This window comes from Acinetobacter sp. TY2 (assembly GCF_046269225.1).
Classification (GTDB): Bacteria; Pseudomonadota; Gammaproteobacteria; order Pseudomonadales; family Moraxellaceae; genus Acinetobacter.
In genome coordinates, this window is the sequence record NZ_JBJZOR010000001.1 from 128,750 (window position 1) to 154,175 (window position 25,426).

Here is a 25,426-nt window from a genome sequence, read left to right on the forward strand (position 1 = left end):
GGCGCTAGAGCGAATTGAGCATTTTTGAGATGATCAATCTCATAAAGAACTTAACACGGAATGTTAAGTATAAATCGCACAATAAAAATAACTTAAAGTCGTGAGACTGCGAACTTGCAAGTAAGCAGGAAAGAGGAAACTTACAGCCGCTAAGCCTTGTAGTTTTGGGAGAGACTACAGGGCTTTTTTATGTCTAGAATTATTTCGCTATAAATTTACATAAAGTGTGATGGGTTTTACATTTTGTACGATTTTGCTTACACAAAGATACGTAATATACGACTTTCGTCTAAAATTATTTATGGCAATATAAGAGACATAAGGAAATGCCATAGTAAGAACATGGAATGTCTCAAAATAATGTGAACAATCACAAACGATAAAAATAACAATAAATTAAACAATTATAAAAATAATAGAAAAAACTACAGCGCAAAGAAAAGCCCCTGATAGAAATATTAGGGGCTTTTCGTTTGATGCTCAATAATATTGGACATGATCGAATTTTAAGACCATTTTTAAACGGGGTCTGTTTCCAAATGATGCGTACCAAATAATGAGCGGCGTTGATCTTTCTCAATTTTAGGACATTCGCGAGCGATTCGATACAGTACTTTTGCTGTGGCTGCTAAATGTGTACCGACGACAGATTTACCTGTTGTTAAAAACGATACGCTTATATCCCGTTCAGGATCAGCCCAGCACAATACATTTGAAAATCCGAGATGCCCGAATGCTTGACCTGTCATTGGACCAAAAATACCGACAGGATTACTACCAAGCATTGGACCGAGTGCATAGCGCATTGGAACAAGCAAACTGTGGTCAATGGTGGTTTTAGATGTGGGTAAAGTCGCACGGAATACGGTTTGAGGACTTAAGATTTGTTGACCTTGGTAATTGCCACCATTGAGTAACATTTCAAAAAAACGATTAGCTTGTTCAGCGCTCGTATAAATATTACCTGCTGGGCATATCGTATCCATAAAGCGATGATCATTCGTCACATCGACTGCCATTTGTAAGCCGCCACCGAGCACACGGTTCAAATACAGATCTGTACCTAAAGTTGGATGTAGACCTGTAGACACATTTTGTGATACCAAATGGCGAAATTCAGGTTTTAAGCCATAATTGAAATATTGCATACCCATTGGCTTTTCAATTTTTTCATGTAAAAACTGACGAATATCTTGTCCTGTCACTCGCTCAATGATTTCTCCTAAAATATAGCCTGCTGTGACGGCATGATATGCAAGCTGATTTCCCGCAGGTGCAAGTGGTTTGGATGCATATAGTTCTTGCAAAATTTTTTCTTTATCAAAGAGTAAATCGGGCGTAACTTCAGTTTCTACACGTGGAATACCACCACGATGTGAGAGTAAATGGAAAATGGTTGCACGGTATTTTCCATTTTGTGCATATTCAGGAATATAATGACTCACAGGATCCAATAAATTAATTTCACCAGATTCATCAAGAAGATGAATAAGCATGGCGGTAATCATTTTAGAGGCAGAAAATAAGCAAACAGGGGTATCTACATTGGCAATTTGAGCATTATTGGAAAGTCCATCTAATGTATTCCCTTGTGCATAGCCCAAACTACGATTAAGAATGATTTGTCCTTGACGGCGTAGACACAGACTAATGAGTGGTGAATTACCTGTTTTATAAAGATCCTCCACACTGCGCCAAATGGTTTCAACTTGCTTTACAGTCATTCCACCTTCTTCTGCAGAAACTTCATGTTGAATATCGGTAATAGCACTCAAATCTTTGGGCACATAACAGGTATTGCTTGAAAATATTTTCACGTTTACATCCGATGTCATTTTTTTTATTGATCGTTAGTTTGCCTGCCAGAACAGAGAAAGTCAGTGTCTGAATTGCCCCGATGGCATAGCATTATGGCAAATGCTTTTATCGGCATCAATTATGGGAGATTGAGCTAGATTTTATGCAATCCTTTGCAATCTAGGAGCACTTCCTTTAAAATAGTCCGCTGCTGTAGTGATGCACGGCAGTCAAATTAATTTTGAAGAATTGGTTTGATTTGTATCAAAACTTTATATAAGCATCTCGGAGAAATCGAATGGCTTTAACAAATACAGATCGCGCAGAGATCGTTGCAAAATTCGCTCGCGCTGAAAACGACACAGGTTCACCAGAAGTTCAAGTTGCTCTTTTAACTGCGCAAATCAATGATTTACAAGGTCACTTTAAAGAACATAAACACGATCACCACGGTCGTCGCGGTTTAATCCGTATGGTTAACCAACGTCGTAAGCTTCTTGATTATCTTAAAGGTAAAGATGCGACTCGTTATGCTGCATTGATTGCTGCTTTAGGTTTACGTCGTTAATTCGATTTAAACTTTTATTTTCGGATTATTGCATGTTAAGTGCTGTATTACTGGAAACTAAAGTCTATCTAGCTTTGACTAGATAAATGAGAAGGGGCGACTATTCGCTCCTTCTTTGTGTTTAAAAATCATATATTTTGTCTGGTGAGGTCGGCTTCTAAGCTTTGTCATTTATATGTAAGTCCACTAAAGTGGGTGAAATGAATGCCAAACCTTAGGGGTCTCCACCAGAAGAAAAAACAGGAAAATTATATGTCAATGTTTAATATTATTCGTAAAGAGTTTCAATACGGTCAACACAATGTTGTACTTGAAACAGGTCGTGTTGCTCGTCAAGCAAATACTGTTGTAATCACAATGGGCGGCGTAACTGTATTGGTTGCCATCGTTGCTCAACCAAAAGCAAAAGCGGGTCAAGATTTCTTCCCACTGACTGTTAACTATCAAGAAAAGCAATATGCTGCGGGTCGTATCCCTGGTGGTTATGGTAAGCGTGAAGGTCGTCAATCTGAATCTGAAACTTTAATTTCACGTCTTATTGACCGTCCAATTCGTCCATTGTTCCCAGAAGGTTTCTATAACGAAATCCAAGTAACAGCAACGGTTATCTCTTCTGATAAAACTATGGATGCTGATATTGCAGCAATGATTGGTGCTTCAGCTGCAATGTCTATTGCGGGTGTTCCATTTGCAGGCCCAATCGCAGGTGCACGTGTTGGTCTAATCAACGGTGAATACATCCTTAACCCGAACCATGAACAATTGAAAGAATCTGATCTTGATCTTGTTGTAGCGGGTACAGAATCGGCTGTACTTATGGTTGAATCTGAAGCGAAAGAGCTTTCAGAAGACCAAATGTTAGGCGCAGTGCTTTTCGGTCATGACGAAATGCAAATTGTGATTCAAGCGATTAAAGAATTTGCTGCTGCTGCTGGTGCAGTTGAATCAACTTGGGTTGCTCCAACTAAAAATGAAGCGCTTCTTGCTCAATTAAAAGATGCATTTGAAGCTAAGATCTCTGAAGCATATACCATTGCTGTTAAGCAAGACCGTTATGCAGCATTAGATGCACTTCATGTAGAAGCTGTTGCTCAGTTCGTTCCTGAAAATGACGAAACAGGCATTGCTGCTGAAGTTGACGAATTATTTGAAGACCTTAAATATCGTACAGTACGTGACAACATCTTGTCTGGTAAGCCACGTATTGATGGTCGTGATACTAAAACTGTACGTGCAATTGACGTACAAGTCGGTGTATTGGGTCGTGCACACGGTTCTGCATTGTTCACACGTGGTGAAACTCAAGCATTGGTTACGACTACACTGGGTAACACTCGTGATGCGTTAATGGTTGATACATTATCGGGTACGAAAACTGACAACTTCATGTTGCACTACAACTTCCCTGCATACTCTGTAGGTGAAACAGGTCGTGAGTCTGGTCCTAAGCGCCGTGAAATTGGTCATGGTCGTCTAGCACGTCGTGGTGTTCAAGCCGTTCTTCCACCAGCTGATCGCTTCCCGTATGTAATTCGTATCGTTTCTGACATTACAGAATCTAACGGTTCATCTTCAATGGCTTCTGTATGTGGTGCTTCACTATCACTTATGGATGCAGGTGTTCCACTTAAAGCACCAGTTGCGGGTATCGCAATGGGTCTAGTGAAAGAAGGTGAACGTTTCGCAGTTCTTTCTGACATCTTGGGTGATGAAGATCACTTAGGTGACATGGACTTTAAAGTAGCAGGTTCTGCAAACGGTATTACTGCACTTCAAATGGATATCAAGATTGAAGGTATCACTGAAGAAATCATGGAAGCTGCATTGAACCAAGCGTATGCAGGTCGTATGCACATTCTCAATGAAATGAACCAAGTGATTTCACGTGCTCGTCCTGAAATTTCAATGCATGCACCAACATTCCAAGTGATCAATATCAACCCTGATAAGATCCGTGATGTGATTGGTAAAGGTGGTGCGACAATTCGTGCAATTACTGAAGAAACTAAAGCAGCAATTGATATCGAAGATAACGGTACAGTTCGTGTATTTGGTGAAACTAAAGCGGCTGCGATGGCTGCGGTTGCTAAAATCCAAGCGCTTACTGCTGAAATTGAACCAGGTACAATTTACAAAGGTAAAGTGATTCGTATCGTTGAGTTCGGTGCGTTTGTAAACATCCTTCCTGGTACTGATGGTTTACTTCACATTTCTCAAATCTCAAATGAACGTGTTGCGAATGTAACAGATATTTTATCTGAAGGTCAGGACATCCAAGTACAAGTTGCTGATGTTGATAACCGTGGTCGTATTAAATTGACAATGAAAGACATCGAACAACTTTAATTGTTCGTTGTTTTAATTTGTAGAGGAAAGCCTGCATTAAGCAGGCTTTTTTTATTTTTCAAAACAAGAAAGCATCATGATAAATAGCATTACTCTTTGGGCGTGACGCTGACTTCAAAATCACAGTACAATGCAGACGAGCAATTGTTTACGAATAATGACTCAATAAAAAAAAGACCACCGATGACCTGAGTATCTTTATGCAGATTTATTATTTTTACGTACATGCTGCTTCACAACAGATGTATATTCAGTTGCAGCCTATCGTAAACGTTGAACCTGAATTTACATGGGTCGATTGTTATCGGGATGATGTTATTCATCGCTTAGAGCAGTGGCAACAAGATGTGTATGACTGCACTCAACTTCGACTGAATGAATTACATGTCAAGGACATTCAAAATATTGAGCATCCATGTACTTTTGATACCATGGATGATTATGATTTATTAATCTTTCGTAAACTGATTACACCGACAGATCAGATTATAAGTGGTGACAATGCACTTGAAGAACATGAGCGTCTCTTTGGGTTGACCACAACACCTGTAAGTTTTATTACCACAAATAATATTTTAATCACCATTCGAGAACGTGGAAATCGTGCTTTAGAAAATTATTTAACGCGTGTGCAAACGATTGCTGCAAAACCCGTAGATGAGCAAAATAAGCCGCGTAAAATGGCAGCTTCTGCTTTGGATTTACAGTTACGTCTACTCAATAGTATGGTCGATGATTATCTTGATTTACGTGCACCACTGAGTAAGCGCGTTGAATTTTGGCAACAAGAACTTTTGCAGGGTAATCGTCGTTTTACCCGTTGGCAACAATTGTTTCAAGAAAATATGGCTTTTCAACAGGTGGAAAATCTGTGTGAGGAGCAGATTGATGTATTACAAGAATTGCGTGGTGAAATTATTGAAAATCACGGGCATGCCAAGTCGAAAAAAAAAGTCGGAAAACAAGACATCATATTAGTTCGAATTAATGATTTAGTCAGTCATGTGGAACGTATTCAAAAATATACAGCACGCTTAAATAATGCAATTCAGTCTGCGATAGATTTACACTTCTCCGCTATTTCCAATCAAACCAATGAAAATATGCGTATTTTAGCAATAATTACAGCTGTATTTGCTCCACTGACTTTACTCACAGGGGTGTATGGAATGAATTTTGAATTTATTCCAGGACTTAAAAACCCGATTGGTTTTTGGATTATGCTAATCGTTATGCTTCTTTCGACAGCAATGCTGATTCTTTATTTTTATCGACGTCATTTGATGGGGCGTGGGGAGCGCAGTGTAATAGACATGCTTGCACAACAACATAAAAATCAGCATGTCAATTTACTCTGGTTTCTTGATTATGAACCCATTAAACAGACCCTCAAAGAAGTCGAAAAAATGACTCGCTTAAAATGAGCGTCTGTAGAGGATCGAAAGTATATTTTTACTGAGGTGCTGTTTTTTGTAAGATTTGATACAGCTCATCTTTCAGTTTTAACTTTTTCCTTTTCAGCATTTCAATATCTTCTTGAATATGACTGAGTGGATTGAGTTCTAGCTGCGCAATATGCTGATCAAGTTCATGGTGGTCGTTAAAGAGCCGAGCAAAATGCGGATCATCATGGCGCAGTGTGGTAACAAGATCCTGATATTCAGGAAACATATGTTTAATTTTTTTATTCACTACCTTGGAATTCATGGAGCGGAGTAACCTCTTCAAATAAGACCTGAAAGACAGAACAAACATCATGACGGTTAAATATTGAACTGTCATCCGACTTTAACAATTTGAAAAGAATTAGTGGTGTTGTATCTGCATCTGTTTAGCTTGTTTACGTAAAAGTTGAACTTCGTCAAGTAAGTCCATCATCATAGCAACTGCTGTAAAGCTCGCATCAAAGTCCCTTTGGAGACGATATGCTCGGCGTGCTCTAAGGACATCATCACCAAAAAATTGATGGATCCGTTCATCAGGTCGTGCAGGTAAAATTTCATATTCAAGCAATTGCAGTATCCATGTTGGGCTTTGACCGCAGGCTTGCGCAAAATGTTGTAGATCAAAACTGAGTGTTTCATCAATAATTTCTACATCTTGAGCGCCTTCACAGATAATTTCACGATAATGAATTGTAGTCATAATATTCTTCCTTCTGAGCAATTTTTGTCATCATCAAATATGGCTATATATCTTAAATTTCGTTTTCAAACGATATTTATGTACGTGGATTAAAGTCTGAAAATGCTTGTGCAAAATCTTGATACGCTTGTTGTTCAGCTTCACTATTTGCTAGAGGTTGAACAATATTTAAAACGAGATATAAATGACCTGGGACTTTGGCTGGAATACCTTTATCTTTTAAGCGCAATTGTTGTTGGTTACGTGCATTCTTTGGAATATTCACTTTGACTGTACCCGCAGGGGTATTCAGTTCAATGGCTTGCCCTAATGCCGCTTCCCATGGTGCAATATTCACAGTGTAATAGACATCTGCGCCTTCAATACGTAACTTATCAGTATGACGATATTGAATTTCAATATAGAGATCGCCATTTTCACCACCATTACTGCCCGCTTGCCCCTGTCCCGATAATCGAATTTGTTGACCAGCTTTCATGCCTTTTGGAATTTTAACTTCCAAAGTTTTACGTTGAACTTCTGGTTCACCATAAACATTATAGGTAGGAATTTGCAGTGAAATGTGTTGTGTTGAGCCTTCATAGGCAACAGTAGGGTCAACTTCTATCGATGCATGTTGATCTTCGCCGCGATAGCTTCGTTTTTGATAATTGCCTCGTTGACTATATTCTTGTTGTCGTCCACCACCAAAGCCACCACCAAAACGTCCAAATAAATCTTCAAAGCCACTAAAATCTTGTGAGCCCGAAGTGCTACCTTGTCGATAGAACTGTGCACCATCAAAGCCTTGATTGCCCCCTTGAGCAAATCCTTGTGGATGATCAAGTTCAAAGTCATATTGTTTTTTCTTTTCTTCATTGCTGAGTGTGTCATAAGCGACATTAATCGCCTGCATTTTCTCTTCGGCATTCTTTTCTTTGCTAACATCAGGATGATATTTACGGGCAAGTTTACGATACGCTTTTTTTATTTCATCAGGCGTCGCATCACGTTTTACTCCTAATGCATCATAAAAATTTTCGGCCATCGTTACACCATAGATTGTTTTGATTTATTTAAGTTTTAAGCGATTTTTGCAGAAGAAAACAGTGCTAAAACGTTAATAAATTGTTTCAAAGTTTAATTAAGTGATGGTGATTAATAATGACAACAAAAATACCCTGATGAACAGGGCATAACATAAATTATGATAAGAGAAATTCGAATAAAGTTTAATATTTGATCCAAGTCACACTACGACCAATCACTGACACACCGACATAGCCACGTAAGGTCATATGCTTACCATTTGTAGCAATACGTGCTTTGCCTTTATATATTTTTCCACCAATTGGATCGAGAATTTTACCATCCATATATTCATAAGGATTATCTGGATTCTGTTTGAAACCATAAATAAAGGGTAAGCCAATATAGGGTTTATTTTTTAGATGACCAGGACAATTGGTACAGGTTTCCATTTTTGGTCGACCTGGTACGGTACGAGTTTCAACAATTGTACCTGTGTATGTGCCATCACTATTCTTTTTCACAACGACATCTGCACGTGAGTAGCCAGTACGGTCATCAATGGTTTTCCACTTGCCAATTATTAGGTCTTCGGTTTCTGCAAGTGCCCATGTTGAAAGAGAAGTGAGTAAGCTCGCCATTATGATATTTCGTATAATCATTTCATATTTCCCTGATGAAATAAGATTAGAGTAAAAAGTCTAATTTTATAACAACAAAGGAATGTTTTTCAATTTTATGTTTAAAAATAATAAGTTAAAACATCACATAAAATTATCAAAAGTCAAAGTGATTGACTATTTGGAATTATTTTTATATTTCACATGATCGGCTGACTCAAAGTTGGTTGACCGCTATAAAAAAGCGCCGAAGCGCTTTTGATGATGAATATCTAAGCCTATATATTAATCGATACGAATCCATGTTGCTGAACGACCAAGTAAAGACACACCAATATATCCACGCATGGTTAAACGATTGCCTCTTGGTGTAATTTTGGCTTTGCCGTTATAGACATTACCTGATAGTGGATCAAGTACAGTGCCATTGGTAAATTCATTCGGTGTTTTAGGATTGGCTTTAAAGCCAGTTAAAATCTGTAAGCCTACAAGCGGTACATTTTTTAGGCTGCCTTTACAATTCACACAGCGTGGTTCAAGTGGTTTGTCGGGTAGTGGACGAATCGTGATAATTTTTCCATTATAAGTACCATCGGCATTTTTTGTGATCATCACATCAGCACGTGAAAAACCTGTTTTATCATCTACGGTTTTCCATTTTCCAGCTAAATCTGATGCAAAAGCAGAGCTGAAAAAAAGTGAGCTAATAAGTAGTGCGTAAATTTGTTTCATTATTTTCCCCATTTTTTGTCTTTTATTCATTTTTAATAAAAAAGAGTGATTACAGGATCACTCTTTTTTTGGGGGAATGCAATGTTTCTTTTGAGAAAAATATCTATAAGTAATTGTTTAGATTAGCTTAAATGCTCACCAAATAAGCTTAAAGACTCTTTGGCAGTGAACGAATACTTTGCATTACAGAACTGACAATCCATTTCAATTGGGTTTTGATGTTCAAGTGTTTCTTTCACAGCATCGAGTCCAATTTGAATCAGTGCATTTGCACATTTATCATGTGAACAGGTACAACTAAATTGTAGTTTTTCAACGCCAGGCAAACGAACTTCTTCTTCGTTATATAAACGATATAAAATTTCTTCTGCACTTAAGTCAGTTAATTCTGCAATTTTAAGCGTTTCAGTGAGTAGTTTTAAACGCGGCCAAATATCTTCATCAATTTGCTGTTGCTCTTCTTCATTGTTGCGCGGTAACAATTGAATGAGTAAACCACCTGCACGTTGTGCAGTACTGCCTAAAACAATACGAGTCGGAATTTGCGCAGATAAATCGTAATATTGAACCAAGCATTCAGCCAAAGTCGGTTTGTCTAAGGCCACAATTCCTTGATAACGCTCACCGTGTTCAGGATCAATATTGATGAATAATACAGGATTCATGAGTGATGATAGAACAGTCTGACTTGTATCACCCTGCATAAAACGAAGATCTTCTTCATAGTCAGCGAGTGCACGAACTTCGCCCAAGTGGCTGCATTCAGCCATCGCCCATTTAAACGTCCCTTGCGCTTGAATTTGTAAGCTTACACGACCTTTGATTTTCAAAGTACTTGCTAGTAAGGCAATTGCACTGAGCATTTCACCCAATAATACTTGAACGGCAGGGGCATAATCACGCTGTGCAAGGATGGTTTGTAAAGCCTCTTCTAAGTGAACAACTTCACCACGCACAGGGCTATCATCAATATAAAAACGTTGACGTAAATCAGTCATAAAATTCTCCAAATCCCTGTTTAGATGGTGGCGATATTATAAATCACAAGCCTCCATAATAGAGGAAATTGCAGTGAAAATCTGTGCATATAAAAATGAGGTTCAGCAAAATACTTCGCCGAACCCCATTTCAATATTTAAATTGAATTAATTCAGATTATTGCGTTTTTCTTCAGTTTCACGGGTCACGTCAATACGATCTTTTTGATAATGTTCAGGGGGTTTACGTTCTAAACCTGACTCATCTAAATCGACATTGTCTTCAAATTTTTCATGATCAAGTTGTGAGGCTTGTGCATCGCTTTCAAATAAATGTTCAAGTTCAGAAAGAAAATCACGATAACTTTCAAAGACTTTTTGTTCATCTGTATAAATACGTTGTTGGCGTGAAAGTAATTCTTCATCGTAATTACGGAATAATTCAACGCTGTCATACGCGGCTTCTTTACTGATGCCCAATTCACAGAGTGCACGATATCCCATACCGAGTGAGGTTAGATAAGTTTCACGCCAAATATGCTTTACGCCTAAATCACGTAGTAAATGCATGTGATAGCGATCACGAGCACGAACCAATAACGTTAGATTTGGATAATTTAAGCTGATATGACGCACGACATTGATACTGTCTTCTACATCATCAATGGCTAAAACAAAAACTTTAGCGTGTTCGATCCCTGCTGAACGTAGTAGGTCTGGTTGTGTAACATCACCATAATATAATGTACCACTATAACGTCTGACAAAATCAATGCGTTGTAGGTTGTTATCAATGGCGGTAAAAGGGAAGTGTTGCATATGTGCCAAACGTGCCACGATTTGTCCAACTCGACCAAAACCGGCAATAATCATTAGAGGATGACTGTTGGGGATTTCATCATATTTAGGTGTATTATTTTTATTGAGATAAGGCACAATTTTGTCGGAAACGAGCCAAAAGACAATGGGTGTCAGTACCATCGAAATTGTCACAATCAGTATTGCAGGTTCAGTAATAGCAGTCGTTAGAACTTTTTCACTCCGAGCTACATTTAGTACCACAAAGGCAAACTCCCCACCTTGTGCCAAACATGCTCCGATCATGAGACTTGTGTTCCAATTGTACTTCTTATAGCGTGCAATGCCGGTCATTACGATGGCTTTGATCAGAATCAGTAAAGCTGCCCCACCAATAATTAGCAATGGATGTTCGACTAATAATGAAATTTCAGTCGTCATGCCCACAGTCATAAAAAATAAACCGAGTAGTAAGCCTTTGAAGGGAGCAACGCTTGCTTCAAGTTCGTGACGGAATTCTGAATCGGCAAGTAAAACGCCTGTTAGAAATGCGCCGAGTGTTGTGCTGATACCAATGGTATCCATCAATAAAACGACACCTAGAACAATAAATAAACCTGCGGCGGTGATGAGTTCAGTCGCACCGCTTTTGGCAACAAAACGGAAAAAAGGGCGCATGATGTAACGACTAAATAGGAATAATCCACTAAATGCCGCAATAATTAAGGCAAAGTAAGCGATACCATGATGGGTGCTGTTACCATTTGCACCCGCAAGCATTGGAATGACAGCAAGTAATGGAATGGCCGCAATATCTTGGAACAGTAAAATTGAAAATGCTTGCTGACCATATGTGGTATTGAGTTGTTGTTTTTCATTGAGTAATTGCAAGACAAATGCTGTTGATGACAAAGCGAGTGCAAAGCCAATGACAAAACTAGCAGAGAGCGATTGCTGAAACAACAAAAAGACCGTACCCATCAGTACAAGTCCTGTTGCAACCACTTGCAAGGTTCCCGTGATAAAAATGGATTGACGCATTTCCCATAGACGTTGTGGTCGTAGCTCCAGTCCAATGAGGAACATCAATAGAATTACACCAAATTCAGCGAGTTCCATAATTGATTCAGGATCATTGGCAATATTCAGTACGTTTGGACCAAGGAGAATACCTGTAAAGAGATAGCCTAGAACGGTGGCAATTCCAAGTTTTTTACCAAGTGGAACAAAGATCAAGGCAGCGCCAAGAAATAGCGTAATTTGCAGTAACAAAGACATGCAGTGTGTCCTGATATTATTTTTAAATTAAGAAGGATTGTAGCCTGAAAATAATTCAGACCATATTTAATTTATGGAGAAAATAAGCTGTATTTTTACAAATTAAACATAAAAAATTAGCTGAACTCTTGCGGATCGACATCAATGGTAATTTTCATTGTTGATGATTTAATGTGTAAAAGGTGTTGCCACCATGGTTGCACATAAAAATGTAGTTTCGCCCGATGCGTTGAGAGTAGCACCATATGTGCTTGAAAACGTCCTGCTTTACGTTCCATTGGAGCAGGAATTGGTCCCCAAATATCAATTAAACCTTCTTCAGATTGCTGTCGAAGTTGTTGTGCCATCGTACTCAGAAAGTTTTGATTTTCATCCTGACTGCGAGATTCACAACGGATTAAAATGGCATAACGACAGGGTGGTAGGAGTGCCAATTGTCGATCACTTAAAGTCTGTTTGGCGAATGCTCGATAATCTTTTTCGAGTAATAAATTGAGCATGGGGTGATCGGGTCTTAACGTTTGTAAATAAACATCACCTTTTTTATCGCCACGACCTGAGCGACCTGATACTTGAGTAATCAGTTGTGCTGTACGTTCAGGGGCACGAAAATCAACACTGAGTAGACCGCCATCAATATCTAAAATAGCCACTAAGGTGACATAGGGAAAATGGTGTCCTTTGGCGAGCATTTGTGTACCAAGTAAAATCGTCGGTTCACTTTTTTGAATTTGGTCGTAAATTTTTTGCCAACTCCCGACTTTACTGGTGGAGTCACGGTCAACACGTAGTACAGGGAAATCGGGGAACAGTTCATTTAAACCTTCTTCAAGTTTTGCTGTACCTAAACCAATCGGTTTGAGATTTTTTTGATTGCACTGTGGGCACGCATCAGGCACACGATTAATGGTTCCGCAGTGGTGACAATGTAAATGTGAATAAGGCTTCATGTGTAAGGTAAAGTGCGCATCACAATGCGGGCAATTGGCTTGCCACGCACAGCTTTCGCACAGCACAACAGGGGCATAGCCACGGCGATTGAGAAAAATAAGTACTTGCTCTTTTTTCTCTAAGCGCTTCTTTATTTCTGAAATAAGTTGCTCACTGATGCCATGTTGCTTTTTCGCAATTTTTAAATCAATCAAATGCATTTTTGGCATCACGGCATTTCCAGCACGCTGATTGAGTTCTAAACGCGTGAGTTTGTTTTGCTCAGCAAGATGATAGCACTCAATACTTGGCGTGGCAGAGCCTAAAACAACAGGGCAATTTTCTAAATAGCCACGGTACAAAGCCACATCACGGGCATGATAGCGAAAGCCTTCTTGTTGTTTAAACGAAAGGTCGTGTTCTTCATCTAAAATAATTAAACCCAAATTAGCAATTGGGGTGTAAATCGCAGAGCGTGTGCCTAAAATAATTGAGGCTTTACCTGTTTGTGCATATTGCCATGCTTGTAGGCGTTTAGTGTCATTTAAACCTGAGTGTAGCAAGGCGATATTACAATGAAAACGAGATTGGAAACGGCTAATGGTTTGCGGAGTCAGTCCGATTTCAGGCACAAGTACCAAAACCTGTTTACCTTGCTCTAAAACCTTGTGCATGATTTGTAAATAAACTTCAGTTTTACCACTGCCTGTTAAGCCATCAAGTAGAAAAGCTTGATATTTATTGTGTGCTTTTAAAATACTATGAATGGCTTTCTTTTGCTCATCATTCGCTGTGAGTGGCATTTGCGAAAGTTGTACAGGTTCTGGGGTAAAGTCTTGTGCTTCAAGTATACATTGTACAAAGCCTTTTTTCTCAAGGGCTTTGAGCGTTGTAGTTTCAATCCCACTTAAATTTAAAATATTTTCGAGTGTGCCTTTAGGATGCAACTTTAAGATTTTAAAGGCTTCACGTTGTTTAATGGCATTTTTAGATAATTTATTTTCAGCCTCTAAATCGGTCACTTTCCAATTACGTGCAAGTAAATTATAGGGTTTACCTTGGCGTAAAATAGCAGGTAAAGCGGCATGCATCACCTCACCAATCGGAAATTGGTAATACTGCGCTGACCATGTCAAAAGCTTTAGCATAGGCGCATTTAGTAATGCCTGATCATCGAGTAACTCAGTAATCATTTTGAGTTTAAATGCGGGATTAATTGGTGTATCTAAGGGCAGTTTTTCGGTAATGATACCTGTGAGTTGTTGACGACCAAAAGATACTGCTACACGTGCCCCAATTTGAGCTTGATCATATTGATCAGCTGTAACTTGATAATCGAAACAGTCATGTAAATAGACCGGAACAGCGACTCGAACACGGTAAATGGGTGATGTAAAATCAGAGCGTGGCTGTGGCATAAATTTCGATTGTACCTATTTAAATATTTAGTGATCAGCTGGGGCTTATGTTAGAGTGTAACTGTTATTTATATACAAATATGAATGATTTTAAGGGTCAAGTGCAACAGCTAGACCTACATTTTTGGAAAATTAGAGCATTGTAATGCCCGCATATCAATTTACTGCCATGGATGCTGCAGGCAAGCAGCAAAAAGGTGTGTTGGAAGGCGATTCCGCACGTCAAATTCGTCAGCAACTTCGTGATAAGGAGTGGATTCCTGTCAGTGTAGAGGCTGTCGAACAGAAAGATAAGAATAAAACATCAGGTTTTTTTCAAAAAAAATTTTCTGCTTATGATCTTGCATTAATGACACGTCAGTTATCTGTTCTTGTGGCAGCGTCTATTCCACTTGAAGAAGCTTTACGAGCGGTCGCTAAGCAAAGTGAAAAAGTTAACGTACAAAATTTATTATTGTCCGTTCGATCAAAGGTTTTAGAAGGACATTCACTCGCACAGGCGATGCAACAAATTGGACGTTTTCCTGATTTGTATTTGGCAACCATTGCCGCAGGCGAGCGTTCAGGGCATTTGGATCTGATTTTAGATCAGCTTGCCGATTACACTGAAAATAGCTATGCCATGCAAAAAAAAATTCAGGGTGCAATGATTTATCCGATTATTTTGATGCTGATGTCTTTCGGTATTATTATGGGCTTAATGACTTATGTCGTGCCTGACATTGTCAAAACCTTTGATCAAAGTAAACAAGCATTGCCGTGGATTACGGTGGCGATGATGAAAACCAGCGCATTCATTCGAGCAGCATGGCCATTTCTGATTGTTGGTTCAGTTGTTGGACTATTTGTATTGGTGCGTTTCCTACGAACTTCAGCAGGGCATTATACCTTTGATCGTTTAACACTCAAATTGCCATTATTTGGTAAATTATCGCGTGGTATAAATGCTGCACGCTTTGCAAGTACCTTGTCTATTTTGACACGCTCAGGTGTACCTTTGGTTGATGCTTTAAAAATTGGTGCTGCGGTGAGTAGTAATTGGATCATTCGAGATGCCGTTAATTTGGCAGCAGAAAAAGTCACAGAAGGCGGAAATTTGGCTACACAGCTTGAGCGTTGTGGTTATTTCCCACCAATGATGGTACAGATGATTAAAAGTGGTGAGGTTTCAGGTGAACTAGACCGTATGCTCGATAAAGCCTCGGTGATGCAAGATCGTGAAGTGACCACATTTATTTCAACATTATTGGCATTGCTTGAGCCATTGATGCTCGTGTTTATGGCAGGTATTGTTTTGGTGATTGTGATTGCAGTAATGTTGCCAATCGTCAATATGAATAATATGATTTAGCCAACTATTCCTATAATGAATTGTGTAAGAGAGAATTTGAATGCAACGGAAAGTGTCACATAGACAATCAGGTTTTACATTAATTGAAGTCATGGTTGTAATTGTTATTTTGGGTGTGCTTGCGGCATTGATTGTGCCAAACGTAATGGGTCGTGGTGAAAAAGCCAAAGTCGATACCACAAAAATTGCATTACAAAATATTGCTGGTTCACTAGATCAATATAAATTGGACAATGGGCATTATCCAAACTCGCAAGAAGGCGGTTTAGAAGCCTTGATTACTCAGCCTGCAACAGCGAAAAATTGGGTGCAAGGCGGTTATATTAAAGGTGGAAAATATCCAAAAGACAGTTGGGAAAATGATTTGCAATATGTCATCCCAGGTTCTGAAGGACGTACTTTCGATTTATATTCTTTTGGCGCTGACGGTAAACAAGGTGGCGAAGGAAATGATGCTGATATTTATTATCAGCCGTAATAATTAGAGTTTGTGTAAAAGGAAAAACTTGAATATTAAGTTCATTTAAATTTTAAGTTTCTCCTTTTGTACGATATATAACTCAGGGTGAAGATTAAGCTCAGTAAGAAGATGCGAGTATTTTAAATAAAAACATTTTCCTAACTTTCTCCTAATAGCAGAGGGACTGATTTTAAAAATAAGAGAATATTTATCACTTGGCTTAATTGAGTAAATCAATGCAGAGTGAAGTGATAATCTTTCTTAATTCACAAAATAATCCTAAAGTTTTGAAAAATATATAAAATTTAAAAAATTGTTATTTGATAGTTATAATAAGAATTATTCCCATAGCTAATAGTTACAAGAAACTTAAAGTATGGATAAAAATAGACTTTTTATTTAATTTAAAGCTTGCATAATAGTATTAATACAGTCACTTTGGCAGGGAGAATATGATGAAAGCATTAATATTATCAGATGAAATCAGCATTTTTCATTGGTCAATGCTGAAATCTGTACTCTTAATCTTAAGTTTATTGCCTGTGAGTCAGGTCTTTTTAAACCTGTTACACGGTGCAGATGCAAGTAGCCAAATCATGATTGGATTTATGGCAGTCAGCGTATTTAGTGCATTAGCGATTTTAAGTTTTTATAGCGCCTTGAATATGATGAGCGTGCAACTTCAAACAAAGTTAAGCTCTAAAATAGAACAATATTCTATTCATTTATACCGCCATATTCCGATGCTTTTTCTTGCGGTGATGGTTTCTTATTTGGCTGTACAATTATAATCTTTTCGATGGAAGATGCCAAAAGCCGAGCAATATCTCGGCTTTTTTGATTCTAAGAGTTTAAAATTTAGAAAAATAAAAACTGTCTTTTTTGTGGGATTGTTTGTCATTTTTCATTCAGGATTTTATTGAGTACTCACCTTATAGTATAAAAAACAGGTAGATGAAAAGGTCGAAAAATAATGCAAAATATAGAGTGGGATGATTTTTTAAAAGTAGAGTTACGAGTCGGGGAAATTATTTCAGCAGAAGTTTTTGCAAAAGCGCGTAAGCCTGCTTATATTTTACATATATATTTTGGTGAAGATATTGGGGTCAAAAAATCAAGTGCGCAAATTACGGACTTTTATCAACTTGATGATTTAATCGGTAAGCAAGTCGTTGCTGTGATAAATTTTCCAAAAAAACAAATTGGATCGATTCAATCAGAATGTTTAGTTACGGGTTTTCATAATCAAGATGGGCATGTTGTATTATGTGTGCCCGATACGATAGTCCCCTTAGGCACGAAACTACTTTAGGATTGAGGTCTATTGAAAGCTTTTTCATATTTTAAGTATAAAAAAACAAAGCATTGCTTTGTTTTTTTAAGAATTTAATTTTATTAGCGTCTAGATTTAAAGCTAACATCGACCACTTTAGGACGATAGAATGAACCTAAAAGAAGTAATAAGAATGAGAATACTAAAATCGGCCAATCACTGAAACGAGTATACCAAGTATGTCCTTGCATTGCAGGTAAGTCACCACGTAGTACAGCTTCTTTTTCCATTGGCGCACGACTAACAATATGACCATTGTGATCAATAAATGCAGTTACACCTGTATTGGTGGCACGAATAAACCAACGACCATTTTCTTTGGCACGCATTTGTACCATTTGCAGATGTTGTAAAGGACCTGCGGTGCCTGTGAACCATGCATCATTCGATACGGTCACCAAGAAGTCACTTTGTGCTGCATTACGCCGTGTTAAATTAGGATATGCCACTTCATAGCAAACTGCGGCAGCAAGATTATGTCCTTTAATTTTAAAAGGTTTTTGATCGCTGTCGCCACGAGAGAAACCACTCATAGAGGGATCATTTTGCAAAGCAGGAAGTACCCAACTGAGTAAACCTGAAAGAGGAATGTATTCTCCAAATGGTACCAGACGTTGTTTTTTATATAAACCTGAAGCCTGATCTCCCATTGCCATCATGCTGTTGTAATACATTGGGAAGCCATTTTGCTCTGACTCTTTTAAGTCCCAATATGGAATGCCTGTAACCCATGAAGTTTTGTGTTTTTGCCCCATTTGTTTCATGTATTCAATGAGCTCAGGTACGGGCGCATCAGTTTGAAACATAGGAATAGACGATTCAGGCCAAACGATGAGATCACGTCCCCATTCCGTTTGACTGAGTTTGACATAAATTTGAACTGTTTTGACTTGGTATTCGGTCAGCCATTTAAGATCTTGTGGAATATTACCTTGCACCAATGAAACCGATAATGGCTTTTCAGCTTTGGGTTGTACAAATTGGATAGATGATGCAGCCCAAGCACCTAAAATTAACAGTACGGAAGGAATTGCCCAAAACCATTTACGTCGTAAAATCTCAACCAAAGCAGATGCAAAAATAATTACCACAAATGAAACGGCGAATACACCAAACAGCGGCGCATAATTGTCGAGTAAGCGTTCAGTAAAGGCGTAGCCTGCAAAGAGCCAAGGGAATCCTGTAAAGACCCAAGTTTTAGCCCATTCAAAGAAAACCCAAATTGGCGCAAAGGTGAGTGGGGTTTCAGGGAAAAAACGGCGGTAAAACCATGTTTGAACTGCACTGAATAAACCCATGACCAATGCCATGATCGCAATCATCAACACACTTAAGAATGCATTGGTATCGCCATATACATGAATAGAGGTGTATAGCCAAAAAGCACCGACAAACCATAAGCCGAAGCCATAGCTTAGACCAATCGCAAAGGCTTGTTTTGGTGTACGCTGATGCAAACATGCATAGAGCAAAGCAGGTGACAAGATGGCAAGCCACCACCAATGAAAAGGTGCTAGTGCTAAACTAAACACCGCACCTGCGATCAATGAAATGATCAGGGGATAAATCATTGGTAACTGTTTTTGTTGTTGTGAAGAATTTAACAGCTTGTCAAAGTAGGCTCTCATTTACGTACAGCTCGAATCAGATGAATAGTGCGGGCATCTGCTTCAATGATGGTAAATTGCCAATCTTCAAGTTCAATCACTTGTCCTTGTAAATCACTCACCAATCCAATTTCCTGAAGCAATAATCCCCCGACAGTTTCTACTTCATCGTCAGAAAAGTCTGCATCTAAAACTGTGTTAAAGTGTTCAATTGGTGTAAGTGCTTGAACGATCCATGTATTTGCCGTGGTATGGTCATTGTCAGGAACAATAAATTGCGCTTCTTCATCGACATTGTCATGTTCGTCTTCAATTTCACCGACAATTTCTTCAAGTATATCTTCTAAGGTGACTAAACCTGACGTTGTGCCATATTCGTCAATCACAATTGCAATATGCGTTTGAGTGTTTTTTAACATACGTAACAGTTGGTCTGAACGCGCACTTTCAGGGACAAACAACGGTTGACGCATTAAATTACGAATGTCGACATTGACTGAAGGATCAGTCATAAATGGTAATAAATCTTTAGCAAGTAAAATACCAACAACATTGTCTGGTTGGTCTGATGAAAAGACTGGAAAACGTGAATGCGCTGATTCAACTAAAACATGTAAAATATCAAGGATTTGGTCATCTTCTTGTAAGCTAACCATAGATGTGCGTGGCGTCATCACTTCACGAACTTTTGTTGCAGGAAGGTCTAATACGCCTTCTAACATTGCGACAGTATCAGGTTCTAAAAAACGACGAGAATCCTGAACCAATTTGAGCAGTTCATCGCGGGTTTCGGGCGCAGTTCCTAACCATTTACGTAAACCGCGCATACCCCACGATGGGCCTGATTCGTCTTGCATGATCTTTCCTGAAGATACTTATTTCAAAAATGTAAATTTTATCATACCGAAGAAAATACAGATGTCTATCGAATAAACAGGAGAAAGATGAATGCTTGCGTCATCCTGGTGCTTGAGATCATAAGCAGATCATCATAAATCGACTTTGTGTTAAAATATACAAAGTCTAAATTAAGTTTGAGTTTGAGTTTGATGATGTCTGAACAATTGCCTGCACCGAGCATTCAGTTAAATACACGTGGTTTACGTTGTCCTGAACCTGTGATGATGTTGCATCAGGCAATTCGTAAATCTCAATCAGGGGATATTGTTGAAGTTTTTGCAACGGATAATTCAACGTCTTGGGATATTCCTAAATTTTGTATGCATCTTGGACATGAGTTGTTATTGCAAGAAGAAAAACTAGATGAGCAGGGTAATAAAGAATTTCATTATTTGGTACAGAAAGGCTAGATTGTCTTTGATATTGAGTCAATATCTATAAAAAGTCAGAATTGAAATTAATAAACCCGCATTCAGCGGGTTTATTTTTATCTCAATAAAGATTACATGTTAGGATAATTTGGACCACCACCACCTTCAGGTGTTACCCAAGTGATGTTTTGCGATGGGTCTTTAATATCACAAGTCTTACAATGTACACAGTTTGCAGCGTTAATTTGGAAACGCTTAGAACCATCATCATTTTCCATGATTTCATAAACACCAGCAGGGCAATAACGTTGAGCAGGCTCATCCCATTTTGGTAAGTTTACGTTTACAGGAATAGAAGCATCAGTCAATTTCAAATGCGCAGGCTGATTTTCTTCATGTACGGTATTTGAGACGAATACCGAAGACAAACGGTCAAACGTAATTTTACCATCTGCTTTAGGATAGGTCGGTTTGAATGTCGCAGTATCTACAGTTTTCAACACGCTGAAATCAGGTGCTAAATCATGCAAAGTGAATGGCACTTTAAAGATGTTTTGATCGATAAAGTTAAATGCACCACCCATCCACAAACCGAATTTGTGCATTGCAGGGCCGAAGTTACGTGAACGGTGTAACTCTTCTTTTAACCAACTATTGTTGAATTTGTCTGTGTACGCAGTCAATTCTTTAGCAAAGAGATCTTCGCCTTCAGTGACACGAGCAACAGCTAAATCACCACCTTTTTCTACACCAGCAGCAATTGCTTCAAATACAGCTTCACCACATAGCATGCCTGATTTCATTGCAGTGTGAGAGCCTTTGATTTTTGCAAAGTTTAAGAAACCTGCATCATCACCAATCAAGCAACCACCAGGGAACGTCAATTTAGGTAAAGAGTTTAAACCACCTTTTACCACTGCACGTGCGCCATAAGAAATACGTTTACCACCTTCAAGATATTGCTTGATCAGCGGATGTGTTTTCCAACGTTGCATTTCTGCAAATGGATACATGTTTGGATTTTCATAAGATAAATCCGTGATCATACCCAAAGTCACTTGGTTATTTTCAGCGTGATATAACCACCAACCACCTGAAGAACCCGTTTCAGTTAAAGGCCAGCCTGAACCATGCATCACTAAACCAGGTTTATGTTTTGCAGGATCTATTTCCCAAAGTTCTTTAATACCAATACCGTAATGTTGCGGATCAGCATCTTTGTCTAAATCAAATTTAGCAAGTAGGCGTTTACCTAAGTGACCACGGCAACCTTCAGCAAAAATGGTGTATTTCGCATGAAGTTCGTAACCTGGTGTAAAGTTATGCGTAGGTTCGCCATCTTTGCCAATACCCATATCACCTGTTTGGATGCCTTTTACAGAACCGTCCGCATGATAAAGGATCTCAGATGCAGCAAAACCAGGGAAGATAGAGACTTCTAATTCTTCAGCTTTCGTACCTAACCAACGAACAACATTACCCAATGAAATAACATAGTTACCGTCATTATGCATCGTTTTAGGCACCATCCAATGTGGCGCTTCTTGTGACTTTTCAGCAGACATTAAGAAATAAGTCTTGTCTTCAGTCACAGGCACATTTAAAGGTGCACCTTCTTCTTTCCAATTTGGGAAAAGTTCATTGATTGCACGAGGTTCAAGTACAGCACCAGAAAGGATATGCGCACCAACTTCAGAGCCTTTTTCAACCACACAGACAGAAAGGTCTGGAAGATTGTTTTCAATAGCCAATTGACGAATTTTAATCGCAGCAGAAAGACCTGCAGGGCCTGCGCCTACGATGACTACGTCAAACTCCATCGCTTCACGTTCGATGTGTTCCATGTAGGACTCCTCATATTTCAAGGGGTGGCAACCGTATGCATTTATTGATTATTAAGTTGAAAAACAATAAATCGGTGCTGCCGTGAGTGTTCTAAATTTCACTGATATGAATATATATTCATATCATTCATATATTTTGCGCTAGTATAGTTATAAACCTTGATCTAGCCAATTGGCTGAGTCGTATTATTTTTAAGTCAGCAAGGTATAAACCATGGTAAATCAAAATAATTCAAGCTCAGAAGCGCAATATCAGTCTGATTCTGATCATAAAAATTTAACGAACATTGCACAATACTTAAAAGATGTACACGTCAGTCACAAAAGGTCAATACCGCCTATAGCAGACTGGAAGCCAAAGCATTGTGGCAAAATGGATTTGAGGGTAAAAGCCAATGGAGAGTGGTGGCACGAAGGTCAATTGATCAAGCGTCAGCCTTTACTAGACTTATTCACCAAAGTACTTTGGAAAGAAGATGGAATATTCTATTTAAAGACGCCTGTTGAGCAAATTGAAATTGAGGTTGAAGACGAGCCTTTGTTGGTTAATCAAGTCGATCAAGTTGAGCTTGAAGGACAGACGTATTTACAAGTTACGACAACCAATCAAGACATTGTTATAGTTGATGCTGAGCATCCAATTTTTATGCGTGAGTATCAAGGTGAGCTTCGACCTTATGTACATATTCGTTTTGGCATCAATGCTTTAATTCAGCGCAATGTATTCTTTCATTTAGTTGAATATGGAAGCCTACTAGAAAATGAACAAGGTGGAGCCATATTATCGTTACAAAGTGGTGATTTGCACTTGCAATTAGGCACATGAGGTTTAAGCTTAATTTATTATTGTTGACTCATAAATGCAGTGGATCAAATGAGCGCTATTCTTCCTTTATATCCTTTAGAAAATCCAATGCCTCGGGCTTCAGCAGATGCACCGATTGGTATTTTTGATTCTGGAATAGGCGGCTTATCCGTTGCTCAGGAGATTGCGACATATCTGCCAAATGAACGTATTTTGTATTATGCAGATACAGCACATGTACCGTATGGCCCACGGACGGATCAAAATATTCGTGAACTGACTGCGCATGCAATTGAATGGCTCTATCGACAAGGTTGTAAAGTTGCGGTTGTGGCATGTAATACCGCCTCAGCATTTAGCCTAGATTATTTGCGTTCACATTATGGCGATGATTTCCCAATCATCGGCTTAGTACCTGCCTTAAAACCGGCGGTTCTACAGAGTAAAAGTAAGGTTGTTTCAGTATTGGCAACACCTGCAACATTTCGTGGTCAATTAATAAAAGAAGTTGTACATCATTTTGCGGAGCCTTTGGGAGTACAAGTTTTACCTGTCACTTGCTTAGATTTAGTTCCTTTTGTTGAAGCAGGAGAGCAGAGTAGTGAAGCATGTATTAATAGTTTGAAAAAAATACTACAACCTGTAGTTGATCAAGGCGCAGACTATTTGGTCTTAGGTTGTACGCATTATCCATTTTTAAAACAAACAATTCAGCAGTTGTATCCTGAGCAATTCACTTTGATTGATTCGGGACATGCTGTTGCAAGACAAACTTCAAGAATTTTAATTAAAAATAGTTTAGTATCAGAAAAGCTACAAAATAATCAAATTAGATTAAGATGTTTTACGAGTGGAAATAATGCCTCAGTATTACAACCTGTGCTTAGGCATATGATTTTACAAAATATTACGTGGTCAATTGAAAATATTGTTGATAAACTGAACTAAAATAGTTCGGTCATATGTTTGTTTTTACTTTTCATAAGTGTAGGGCATGTAACCATCAAATCGACTTTGGGGAAGGTTTGAACTTTAAGGATGTGAGAGAGAAAAGGGTTTACCTATGCTCGATAAGCGTTATCAAGTTTTTATTACAACATCAGGCAAAGAAATGCAGCCTGAACGAATGGTGGTGACTCAGACTCTGATTGGAATGGGCTTTTTTTCATGGGGGCTTGAACAACGGACGCCATTGAGTACTGCTTTTGCACGTCGTCAAATTGATGACTGCGATTATGTTTTATTGCTCTTGGGTAGCCAGTATGGGGAGCAATCTGTATCAGGTGTAGGTTATATGCATCTTGAATACATTTATGCAGTCACCAAACAAAAACCAATAATTGTCTTTATGCATGATGCACCTGAAACACGGCAAAATGATCTACAAGATCAGACGACTGCATTGAAAGATAAGTTTAAAGAATTCCGTCATCAGCTACAAAAAGAAGTCGAACAAGTCGTAACTTATAAAACATTACGTGATCTAGAGTTAGCAGTTCGTTCTTATATGCCGCAAATGTTAGAGCGTTATCCAGTTGTTGGTTGGGTGCGTCCACAAAATTTACAAGTATTACAAGATGAGATTGATAAGTTAAAATCAGAACTTGCTAAAGCTCGCTCAGAACAAACTACCGTACATGGCTTAAAAGAAGTTGATCCATTTTTGACTTTACCAAAAGTGTATAGCAATGAAATTTTTAGCTTTGATTACCGCATGCATGCCTATCAGGATGGTAACTTTAGAGAATTAACGCCAATGCGTGAGATGAGTTGGCTTGAATTGGTGAAAGTACTTTCTAGCGAATTTCGTGAACAAATGCCTGAAGAATTTTTCTCAAAAGTACTCAATGAACATTTGAATAATACAGGTCTCAATGATGCTTTGAGGGTCATGCCTCGAGCGCACGCTGTTTCTCGTGCACAGATTAATATTCGCGCATTACATACCATTAAACAACAAATGCGTCAAAATGAATGGGTTGTACCTGTAGGACGTGATGATCGTCAACGTATGCTTTGGCAAATGACCGCAAAAGCTTTAAAATTAATTGAAGGTGATGGCCAAATTGGGCGTCGCACACCGATTCTTTGAACTTTTCATCAATCGGGGATGATGAAAACATCATATTGATAAAGTA

23 protein-coding genes are annotated in these 25,426 nt (G+C 38.6%); 11 read left to right on the forward strand and 12 right to left on the reverse strand.

Annotation, left to right across the window (positions count from 1 at the left end):
- Positions 1–518 precede the first annotated feature (518 nt).
- On the reverse strand, positions 519–1,817 hold the full coding sequence (locus ACK1JC_RS00605) for a serine hydrolase domain-containing protein (RefSeq protein WP_409509916.1): 1,299 nt from the start codon (positions 1,815–1,817) through the stop codon (positions 519–521).
- Between the two features lie 278 nt (positions 1,818–2,095).
- Between ACK1JC_RS00605 and rpsO the strand changes: the two genes are divergently transcribed.
- The 3 genes from rpsO to ACK1JC_RS00620 all read left to right on the forward strand — a co-directional run bounded on the left by rpsO (position 2,096) and on the right by ACK1JC_RS00620 (position 6,135).
- Positions 2,096–2,365: a 30S ribosomal protein S15 gene (gene rpsO / locus ACK1JC_RS00610; RefSeq protein ID WP_409509917.1), complete on the forward strand. Its 270-nt coding sequence runs from the start codon at positions 2,096–2,098 to the stop codon at positions 2,363–2,365.
- 258 nt (positions 2,366–2,623) lie between these two features.
- Positions 2,624–4,711: a polyribonucleotide nucleotidyltransferase gene (gene pnp, locus ACK1JC_RS00615; RefSeq protein ID WP_409510012.1), complete on the forward strand. Its 2,088-nt coding sequence runs from the start codon at positions 2,624–2,626 to the stop codon at positions 4,709–4,711.
- A 200-nt stretch (positions 4,712–4,911) separates the two neighbouring features.
- Positions 4,912–6,135 carry a magnesium transporter CorA family protein gene (locus tag ACK1JC_RS00620; protein WP_409509918.1) on the forward strand — a complete coding sequence of 408 codons (1,224 nt, stop codon included), beginning with the start codon at positions 4,912–4,914 and terminating at the stop codon, positions 6,133–6,135.
- Between the two features lie 28 nt (positions 6,136–6,163).
- Here ACK1JC_RS00620 and ACK1JC_RS00625 read toward each other — a convergent pair whose 3' ends face one another.
- The 8 genes from ACK1JC_RS00625 to ACK1JC_RS00660 form a co-directional block, all read right to left on the reverse strand.
- Positions 6,164–6,418, reverse strand: coding sequence for a YdcH family protein (locus tag ACK1JC_RS00625; protein WP_409509919.1), 255 nt, complete (start codon positions 6,416–6,418; stop codon positions 6,164–6,166).
- A gap of 99 nt (positions 6,419–6,517) precedes the next feature.
- Entirely contained in the window at positions 6,518–6,856 is a 339-nt protein-coding gene (locus ACK1JC_RS00630; protein WP_409509920.1) for a chaperone modulator CbpM, read from the reverse strand.
- A 76-nt stretch (positions 6,857–6,932) separates the two neighbouring features.
- Entirely contained in the window at positions 6,933–7,883 is a 951-nt protein-coding gene (locus ACK1JC_RS00635) for a DnaJ C-terminal domain-containing protein (protein WP_409509921.1), read from the reverse strand.
- 184 nt (positions 7,884–8,067) lie between these two features.
- On the reverse strand, positions 8,068–8,505 hold the full coding sequence (locus tag ACK1JC_RS00640) for a DUF2147 domain-containing protein (protein WP_409510013.1): 438 nt from the start codon (positions 8,503–8,505) through the stop codon (positions 8,068–8,070).
- A 264-nt stretch (positions 8,506–8,769) separates the two neighbouring features.
- Entirely contained in the window at positions 8,770–9,216 is a 447-nt protein-coding gene (locus tag ACK1JC_RS00645; protein ID WP_409509922.1) for a DUF2147 domain-containing protein, read from the reverse strand.
- A gap of 122 nt (positions 9,217–9,338) precedes the next feature.
- Positions 9,339–10,214, reverse strand: a complete 876-nt coding sequence (locus ACK1JC_RS00650; RefSeq protein ID WP_409509923.1) for an Hsp33 family molecular chaperone HslO — start codon at positions 10,212–10,214, stop codon at positions 9,339–9,341.
- A 147-nt stretch (positions 10,215–10,361) separates the two neighbouring features.
- Positions 10,362–12,269, reverse strand: a complete 1,908-nt coding sequence (locus ACK1JC_RS00655) for a monovalent cation:proton antiporter-2 (CPA2) family protein (protein WP_409509924.1) — start codon at positions 12,267–12,269, stop codon at positions 10,362–10,364.
- 116 nt (positions 12,270–12,385) lie between these two features.
- Positions 12,386–14,617 carry a primosomal protein N' gene (locus ACK1JC_RS00660; RefSeq protein WP_409509925.1) on the reverse strand — a complete coding sequence of 744 codons (2,232 nt, stop codon included), beginning with the start codon at positions 14,615–14,617 and terminating at the stop codon, positions 12,386–12,388.
- A gap of 145 nt (positions 14,618–14,762) precedes the next feature.
- Here ACK1JC_RS00660 and gspF point away from each other — a divergent pair, with 145 nt between their 5' ends.
- The 4 genes from gspF to ACK1JC_RS00680 all read left to right on the forward strand — a co-directional run bounded on the left by gspF (position 14,763) and on the right by ACK1JC_RS00680 (position 17,740).
- Positions 14,763–15,968, forward strand: a complete 1,206-nt coding sequence (gene gspF / locus ACK1JC_RS00665; RefSeq protein ID WP_409509926.1) for a type II secretion system inner membrane protein GspF — start codon at positions 14,763–14,765, stop codon at positions 15,966–15,968.
- 40 nt (positions 15,969–16,008) lie between these two features.
- Positions 16,009–16,446 (forward strand): type II secretion system major pseudopilin GspG, encoded by a 438-nt coding sequence (gene gspG, locus ACK1JC_RS00670; RefSeq protein ID WP_409509927.1) that lies wholly within the window; start codon positions 16,009–16,011, stop codon positions 16,444–16,446.
- 437 nt (positions 16,447–16,883) lie between these two features.
- Positions 16,884–17,219 carry a hypothetical protein gene (locus tag ACK1JC_RS00675; RefSeq protein ID WP_409509928.1) on the forward strand — a complete coding sequence of 112 codons (336 nt, stop codon included), beginning with the start codon at positions 16,884–16,886 and terminating at the stop codon, positions 17,217–17,219.
- Between the two features lie 182 nt (positions 17,220–17,401).
- Positions 17,402–17,740 (forward strand): tRNA-binding protein, encoded by a 339-nt coding sequence (locus ACK1JC_RS00680; protein ID WP_409509929.1) that lies wholly within the window; start codon positions 17,402–17,404, stop codon positions 17,738–17,740.
- A gap of 83 nt (positions 17,741–17,823) precedes the next feature.
- On the opposite strand, the gene lnt is transcribed toward ACK1JC_RS00680, so the two are convergent.
- Both lnt and ACK1JC_RS00690 read right to left on the reverse strand, forming a co-directional pair.
- The gene (gene lnt, locus ACK1JC_RS00685; RefSeq protein ID WP_409509930.1) at positions 17,824–19,389 is read right to left on the reverse strand and encodes an apolipoprotein N-acyltransferase; all 1,566 of its coding nucleotides are present in this window, start codon (positions 19,387–19,389) and stop codon (positions 17,824–17,826) included.
- The gene (locus tag ACK1JC_RS00690) at positions 19,386–20,225 is read right to left on the reverse strand and encodes an HlyC/CorC family transporter (RefSeq protein WP_409509931.1); all 840 of its coding nucleotides are present in this window, start codon (positions 20,223–20,225) and stop codon (positions 19,386–19,388) included. Before ACK1JC_RS00690 ends, lnt begins: the two co-directional genes overlap by 4 nt.
- 195 nt (positions 20,226–20,420) lie before the next feature.
- On the opposite strand from ACK1JC_RS00690, the gene tusA reads away from it, so the two are divergent.
- Positions 20,421–20,678: a sulfurtransferase TusA gene (gene tusA, locus ACK1JC_RS00695; RefSeq protein ID WP_409509932.1), complete on the forward strand. Its 258-nt coding sequence runs from the start codon at positions 20,421–20,423 to the stop codon at positions 20,676–20,678.
- A 92-nt stretch (positions 20,679–20,770) separates the two neighbouring features.
- Here tusA and ACK1JC_RS00700 read toward each other — a convergent pair whose 3' ends face one another.
- Positions 20,771–22,483, reverse strand: coding sequence for a 4Fe-4S dicluster domain-containing protein (locus ACK1JC_RS00700; protein ID WP_409509933.1), 1,713 nt, complete (start codon positions 22,481–22,483; stop codon positions 20,771–20,773).
- A 214-nt stretch (positions 22,484–22,697) separates the two neighbouring features.
- On the opposite strand from ACK1JC_RS00700, the gene ACK1JC_RS00705 reads away from it, so the two are divergent.
- From ACK1JC_RS00705 to ACK1JC_RS00715, 3 genes are all read left to right on the forward strand, one after another.
- Complete coding sequence (locus ACK1JC_RS00705; RefSeq protein WP_409509934.1) at positions 22,698–23,309, forward strand: DUF1285 domain-containing protein; 612 nt, start codon at positions 22,698–22,700, stop codon at positions 23,307–23,309.
- 48 nt (positions 23,310–23,357) lie between these two features.
- Positions 23,358–24,236, forward strand: coding sequence for a glutamate racemase (murI, locus tag ACK1JC_RS00710; protein ID WP_409509935.1), 879 nt, complete (start codon positions 23,358–23,360; stop codon positions 24,234–24,236).
- 115 nt (positions 24,237–24,351) lie between these two features.
- Positions 24,352–25,380, forward strand: coding sequence for a DUF4062 domain-containing protein (locus ACK1JC_RS00715; protein ID WP_409509936.1), 1,029 nt, complete (start codon positions 24,352–24,354; stop codon positions 25,378–25,380).
- Positions 25,381–25,426: the final 46 nt, after the last annotated feature.